General features: G+C 72.3%; 8 protein-coding genes and 1 pseudogene. 6 read left to right on the top strand and 3 right to left on the bottom strand.

Annotation, left to right across the window (positions count from 1 at the left end):
* Positions 1-135: 135 nt before the first annotated feature.
* On the bottom strand, positions 136-492 hold the full coding sequence (locus tag ACOJUF_RS21320; protein WP_420123821.1) for a hypothetical protein: 357 nt from the start codon (positions 490-492) through the stop codon (positions 136-138).
* Between the two features lie 512 nt (positions 493-1,004).
* Here ACOJUF_RS21320 and ACOJUF_RS21315 point away from each other — a divergent pair.
* The 4 genes from ACOJUF_RS21315 (at position 1,005) to ACOJUF_RS21300 (ending at position 3,042) form a co-directional block, all read left to right on the top strand.
* Positions 1,005-1,397, top strand: coding sequence for an ArsR/SmtB family transcription factor (locus ACOJUF_RS21315; protein WP_420123820.1), 393 nt, complete (start codon positions 1,005-1,007; stop codon positions 1,395-1,397).
* Entirely contained in the window at positions 1,394-1,870 is a 477-nt protein-coding gene (locus tag ACOJUF_RS21310) for an SRPBCC family protein (RefSeq protein ID WP_420123819.1), read from the top strand. The genes ACOJUF_RS21315 and ACOJUF_RS21310 overlap by 4 nt, the downstream gene beginning before the upstream one ends.
* Positions 1,871-2,080: 210 nt before the next feature.
* Entirely contained in the window at positions 2,081-2,509 is a 429-nt protein-coding gene (locus ACOJUF_RS21305) for a VOC family protein (protein ID WP_420123818.1), read from the top strand.
* A gap of 59 nt (positions 2,510-2,568) precedes the next feature.
* Positions 2,569-3,042 carry a VOC family protein gene (locus ACOJUF_RS21300; RefSeq protein WP_420123817.1) on the top strand — a complete coding sequence of 158 codons (474 nt, stop codon included), beginning with the start codon at positions 2,569-2,571 and terminating at the stop codon, positions 3,040-3,042.
* A 4-nt stretch (positions 3,043-3,046) separates the two neighbouring features.
* On the opposite strand, the gene ACOJUF_RS21295 is transcribed toward ACOJUF_RS21300, so the two are convergent.
* Entirely contained in the window at positions 3,047-3,505 is a 459-nt protein-coding gene (locus ACOJUF_RS21295) for a thiol-disulfide oxidoreductase DCC family protein (protein WP_420123816.1), read from the bottom strand.
* Between the two features lie 75 nt (positions 3,506-3,580).
* Here ACOJUF_RS21295 and ACOJUF_RS21290 point away from each other — a divergent pair, with 75 nt between their 5' ends.
* Positions 3,581-5,095 carry an FAD-binding oxidoreductase gene (locus ACOJUF_RS21290; protein ID WP_420123815.1) on the top strand — a complete coding sequence of 505 codons (1,515 nt, stop codon included), beginning with the start codon at positions 3,581-3,583 and terminating at the stop codon, positions 5,093-5,095.
* Positions 5,096-5,141: 46 nt separating this feature from the next.
* Here the strand turns inward: ACOJUF_RS21290 and ACOJUF_RS21285 are convergent, their stop codons facing one another.
* Positions 5,142-5,876, bottom strand: coding sequence for a FadR/GntR family transcriptional regulator (locus tag ACOJUF_RS21285; protein WP_420123814.1), 735 nt, complete (start codon positions 5,874-5,876; stop codon positions 5,142-5,144).
* A 165-nt stretch (positions 5,877-6,041) separates the two neighbouring features.
* Here ACOJUF_RS21285 and ACOJUF_RS21280 point away from each other — a divergent pair.
* Positions 6,042-6,227, top strand: a pseudogene (locus ACOJUF_RS21280) (L-lactate permease); the annotation flags it as partial.

Below are 6,227 nucleotides of genomic sequence, written 5' to 3'. Positions count from 1 at the left end.
GATGTCTCCTTCGACAGACTGTGAGAGGTCCTTCGAAGAATCACGCGGTGGCCGTCCTCGTCCCTGGACCGACACACCCTGCGCGGGTCAGCCAGGGTCAGGTCGAGTCGGTGGTCGTACACCACTCTGGTGGACTCAACTTCCGGTGACCCGCAGCCGCCGCACGGCGAGCAGGTCGGCCGCGTCGACCGAGCGGCGATGAACCTCTACCCCGGGCAGGCGCGCGGGCCACCGTGCCGGAGGGACGATCACCTCGATCGGACCGGTTGCCACCCGGGTGAAGCCATGCCACCAGGCGGCCCAGCGGCCGGCGATGACAGCGTCGGGGCCGATCCGCAGCGCCAGGGCCCGAAGCCGGACCTCCGGCGACAGCGCGATCGACGCATGCCGGTAGACCCCCGGGTACACCGAACGCAGTTCGCCGGCCGACACGCGCCGGCCGATCGCGGCCGGACTGATGCCGAGCTCGAGAAGTTCGGCCCGGCCGACCACGCCGCCATGAGCCGTCAAGAGTCCCTGCACCGCCGGGTCGAACCTGGACATCGCACGATCGTCACTCGGGCACGGGGTCATCGATGCCCGGCCGGCGCCGGTGTGGACAGAATCCGGCATGGGGACAACGTCGATGACGGGTCGATGACGGGTCCATGCACCGCCGCACCAGCCACACCGGCCGCCGCCGATCCGCCCGCACCGCCGCACCGGCCGCACCGGCCACACCGCCACCGCCACACCGCCGCACCGGCGCACCGCCGCACCGCCACACCAGCCACACCGGCCGCCGCCGATCCGCGCGCCCCGGCGCCCGGACACCGACCCCCAGCCGCACCCGCGACCCGACGCGGTCCCCACCCGCGAGTGCAGACCCGAGCCCGCGCAGCGGGTGCCGGTCTTCACTCGCGCCGGGAACGAACGCCGGCGACCGCCCGCGCAGGGGTTGACAGCCGGGGCGGCCCGTCCTACCTTTAATCAACCAACTAGTTGAGCAATGGATCGGTTGACAAGTGATCGTGGACCCCTCCGCGGACGACCGCCTCGACCGGGCCTTCATGGCCCTGGCCGACCCGGTGCGCCGGCGGATGATCGCCCGCCTCTCCCGTGGGCCGGCCACGGTCAACGAGCTGGCCGAACCCTTCAGCATCACCAAACAGGCTGTCTCCAAACATATTCAGGTGCTGGAGCAGGCGAACCTGGTCACCCGCAGCCGGGATGCGCAGCGGCGGCCGGTGCACCTGAACGCGGCGCAGCTCGAGGCTTTGACGGCGTGGATCGACCGGTACCGGCTGATCCACGAGCAGCAGTTCCGGAGCCTGGACGCGCTGCTCGCGCGTACCGATCAGGCAGCCAACCAGCGGCCCGAGCCCGGGGCCGACACCGAGAGGAAGGAACCGTCATGACCAACTCCGTCACCATCAGCGCACCCGAGGGCGTTCCGTTCATCGACATCGTCCGGGAGTTCGACGCTCCCGTGCCGGCCCTGTTCCGGGCGCACGCCGAGCCGGAGCTCGTCCGGCAGTGGCTGGGTCCCGACGGGTACGAGATGGACATCGAACAATGGGATTTCGCCACGGGCGGGCGGTACCGCTACGTCCACAAGGACGGTCGGGGCGGCGAGTACGGCTTCAACGGAGTGTTCCATGTCGTTCGCGAGAACGACTTCGCCATCCAGACATTCGAGTTCGAGGGGTACCCGGACGTGGTCGCCATCGAGTCGCTGACCTTCACCGACCTGGGCGGGGGCCGGACGAGGCTCTCGATCCACAGCGTCTACCCGACCGTGGAGGCGCGGGACGGCATGGTGGCCAGCGGCATGGAGACCGGCCTGACCCAGGGGTACGCGCGGCTCGAAACCCTGGCGTCCGGCGGCTGATCCGGCGGTCTCCCCGGAGCGGACTCCACGATGTCCGCACCACTCGGCCACACCACCCGGCCACACCAGCCGACCGCCCCTCCGACCCCAACCACAGCGCCGCCGGCACCGAGCCGCACACCCCGCCCGACCGCACCACCGGGCCCGACCGCAACCACCCGCCCCGGCCGGCACCATCCCGGCGGCCCGCCGCGGCCCGAAAGGAACATCATGGACTGGACCCTGGAAGTCGTCGTTCTGCCCGTGGCCGACCTGGATCGGTCGATCGAGTTCTACCGGGACCGGGTCGGGTTCGACCTGGACCACAACACGCGCAACGAGCACATGCACGTCGCCCAGCTGACCCCGCGCGGATCGGGGTGCTCGATCGTCATCGGCAGCCTGCCGTCGCAGAACCAGATGACCCCCGGCTCGATGCGCGGTCTGCAGCTCGTCGTCGCCGACGCGGCCGCCGCCCGTGCCGAGCTGACCGGCCGCGGCGTCGCGTGCGACGAGATCACGGTGTTCGACGAGCGGGACGGCGGAACCTTTTTCGGCTTCGCCGACCCGGACGGCAACACCTGGGCGGTGCAGCAGATCAAGGCTCGCGCCGACCACCCACTGATCCCGATCGACGCCCGCGGCCGCTTCGGCGCCTGACCGCCGTTCCAACCGGTCCACCCGGTCCACCTGGTCCACCCCCCGAAAGGAGCATCGCCATGCCCGCCCAGATCCCCTGCCTGTGGTTCGACGGCCAGGCCGAACCGGCCGCCCAGCTCTACACCGAGGTGTTCCCGAACTCCTCGATCGACCACGTCACCCGGTACGGCGCGGACACCCCGGGCACCGAGGGCTCGGTGATGACCGTCGAGTTCACCCTCGACGGCACCCGGTACCTCGGCCTGAACGGCGGACCGCAGTTCACGTTCTCCGAGGCCATCTCGTTCCAGATCCTGTGCGCCGACCAGCGGGAGGTCGACCACTACTGGACGCGGCTCGCCGAGGGCGGCACGCATGACCAGTGCGGCTGGCTCAAGGACCGCTTCGGGCTGTCCTGGCAGGTCGTGCCCACCCGCCTGATGGAACTGCAACGCGACCCCGACCCGGAGCGGGCGCACCGGACCATGCAGGCGATGCTGCGGATGAGCAGGCTCGACATCGCCGAACTGGAGCGGGCGGCCGACGGGCGCTAGCCGCTCAGCGCCGCCCGGGACCCGCGGAATCCCCACCGACAGCGGGGCCGGCAGCGGGCACGGAACCGGGAACGGAACCGGGATCCGACGAGGGTCCGGCCGGCAACCGGCACTGCGCCGTTCCCCCGGGCAGCCGATGCCGGAACCGGGCGACCAGCGCGTACCCGGCGGCGGCGACCCAGGCCACCGGCGGATGATCCATCAGCCGGCCGACCAGCCGCCACCCGCGCCCCGGCTGGGCGGCCAGGACCGCCGCGACCGCCCGGTGACCTCGACGGGGCGACCCGTCGACACCGATCCACCAGGCGGCGGACCGGACCTGGTCGCCGGTCAGCCCGTACGCCGCGGGATCCAGGCGCTGGAAGGGCACGGCGAGCACCGGCGCCGGAAGCCGGGCCCCGAGGTCGACGCAGCGCTGGCAGAAGGCGCAGTCCCCGTCGAAGATCAGCACCGGCCCGTCCATCCCGCCATCATGCTCCGAGCGGGCCCGGCTCCGTAGCCATGCTCGGGGCGGGCCCGGCTCAGTAGCATCGCCGCCATGACGACGACGTCGCCCCGCCCCGCGGCGGGCCCGCCTCCGGACGTCCCGGCCCCGGGCGAGCCGACCGCGAGCGGCCCGACCCCGGCCGGCCCCGCCCCGAGCGGCCCGACCCCGGCCGGCCCCACCGCGAGCGTCCTGCTCGAGGCCCTGCACCGGGTCCTGCCGGCGGATCGCATCGTCATCGATCCCGATGTGCTGCAGTCCCTTTCGACCGACGAGGCGGAATGGGCGCCGGCCGGGGTGCCCGCACTGGCGGTTCGCGCCCGGACCGAGGCCGAGGTCGCCGGCGTCGTGCGCACGGCCGCGGACCTGCGCGTTCCCCTCGTGCCGCGCGGCGCCGGCACGGGCCTGTCCGGCGGCGCGAACGCCGTCGACGGCGGCATCGTGCTCGACCTGTCCCGGATGACGGCCGTGCGCGACATCGACCCCGAGAACCTGACCTGCACCGTCGAGCCGGGCGTGGTCAACAACGATCTCAAGGCCGCCGTCGCCGCCCAGGGCCTGTGGTACCCGCCCGATCCGGCCAGCGCCCCGTGGTCGACGATCGGCGGCAACACCGCCACCAACGCCGGCGGCCTGTGCTGCCTGAAGTACGGGGTGACGCGCGACTACGTGCTCGGGCTGCGGGCGGTCGTCGGCGGACCGGCCGGCTACGGCACCGTCGCCCGCCTCGGCCGGCGGACCGCCAAGGGCGTCGCCGGCGACGACCTCGCCGGCCTGATGGTCGGTTCCGAGGGCACGCTGGGCGTCATCACCGAGGTCACCCTGCGGTTGCGGCCAGCCCTGACCGGGGTCCCGCGCACCGTCGTGGGCGCGTTCGGGCGGCTGGTCGAGGCGGGTCGGGCGGTCGCTCTGGTCACCCGGCTGGGCCTGGCCCCGTCGGCCCTGGAGCTGCTGGACCGGACCTGCCTGACCGCGGTGCAGGAGTGGAAGCATCTGGGCATCGAGGCGGACGCGGCCGTGCTGCTGCTGGCCCGGGTCGACACCCCGGGCGACGCCGGGGAGACCGAGGCCGCCGCGCTGGCGGAGGCGTTCGACCGGGCCGGCGCCCTGTGGGCCGAACGGTCCACCGACGACGTCGAGGCCGAGGCCCTGTTCGACGCCCGCCGGCTGGCCTACCCCGCGCTGGAGCGGCTGGGGCCGGTGCTCACCGAGGACATCTGCGTACCCCGGTCGCGGCTGCCCGACATGCTGGGCGCGATCGAGCGGATCGGCCGGGAGCAGCGGGTGCGCATCGCGACCATCGCCCACGCCGGCGACGGCAACCTGCACCCGCTGATGCTGGCCGAACCCGGCGACGACGACGCCCGGCGCCGCGCCCAGCAGGCGTTCGAGGAGATGATCGACACCGCCATCGGCTTCGGCGGGACGGTGACCGCCGAGCACGGCGTCGGCCTGCTCAAGCGGCGGGGGCTGGTGGCCGAGCTCGACCCGGCCTCGCTCACCCTGCAACGGGCGATCAAGGACACCCTGGACCCGCTGCACCTGTTCAATCCGGGCAAGGTGTTCTGAGCCCCCATCGGGCCCGGCCAGGATCGGGCCCGTCCGGGTCCCGGCGTCAGCTCGAGACGCCGATCTGCATGCGGGCGTAGAAGCCCTCGATGTGCCGCTCCAGCGCATCGGCCGCGCCCGGGCCGTCGGCGGCGGCCAGCGCCCGGTAGATCGCATGATGGTCGGCCCGCAGCCCGGCCCGGATCTCCGGCCAGTCGCCGGCCTGCTCCAGTGTGCCCAGGATGTCCCCGCGGATCGACTCGCGGACCGCCACCGTCAGGTCGGCGATGAACTGGTTGCCGCCGGCCTCGGCGATCGCGACGTGGAACTCGGTGTCCAGTTCGTTGAACCGCGCCCGCTCGATGTCGGGCTCGTCCATCGCCAGCAGCGGCTCCTCGATGCGGGCCAGCACCTCCGGCGTCATCGCCTTGGCCGCGCCGAGCGCACTGAAACGTTCAAACATGACCCGCGATTCGACGACGTCGGACAGCGGGAACGAGGCGACGGCCAGGTGCACCCGGAGCAGCCGGGTCAGCGCCCCCGAGGGTGCTTGCGTGACGATGGTGCCGGAATCCACCCCCGTCCCGACCGCCGACCGGACGACGCCCTGGGCCTGCAGCACCCGCAGCGCCTCACGCACGGCCGGCCGGGAGGCGCCCAGCATCGTGGCCAGTTCACGCTCGGGCGGCAGCCGATCCCCCGGTCGCAGCGTGCGGTTGATCAGCTGCTCCTCGATGCGCCGGAGCACGAGCTCGTAGGTCGGGACTCGCTGAACGGGTTCCCAACCGGCCGGTGCCGCCATCGGCTCTCCTCATGCTCGGCCAGCGCCGTTCCGGGCGGCAGGCACCGCTGGCGACATTTTTTGCCGCAGCTCTGGACAGCCTATCAGGTATGCCTTATGGTCCTTTCATTCTTTGGTCAGACCAAATCGGCCAGACCGAATCATGAGCTTCTCCCTGGAGGATCAATGGCGACCCCGTATCAGCCCGACGTCACCGCGGTCGGTGACAGCGTTTTCCTGACGGCGATGGTCTCGATCATCCCGTTGGCGGTGGTCTTCATCTTCCTGGGGGTGTTGAAGACCAAGGCCCATTTCGCGGCGTTGGCCGGGTTGGCGGCGTCGATCCTGGTGGCGATCCTGGCGTTCGGGATG

This window comes from Nakamurella sp., from assembly GCF_048594475.1.
GTDB lineage: Bacteria > Actinomycetota > Actinomycetes > Mycobacteriales > Nakamurellaceae > Nakamurella.
The sequence above is the reverse complement of the archived record's forward strand: the minus strand, read 5'-3'. Positions and strand labels throughout refer to the sequence as shown.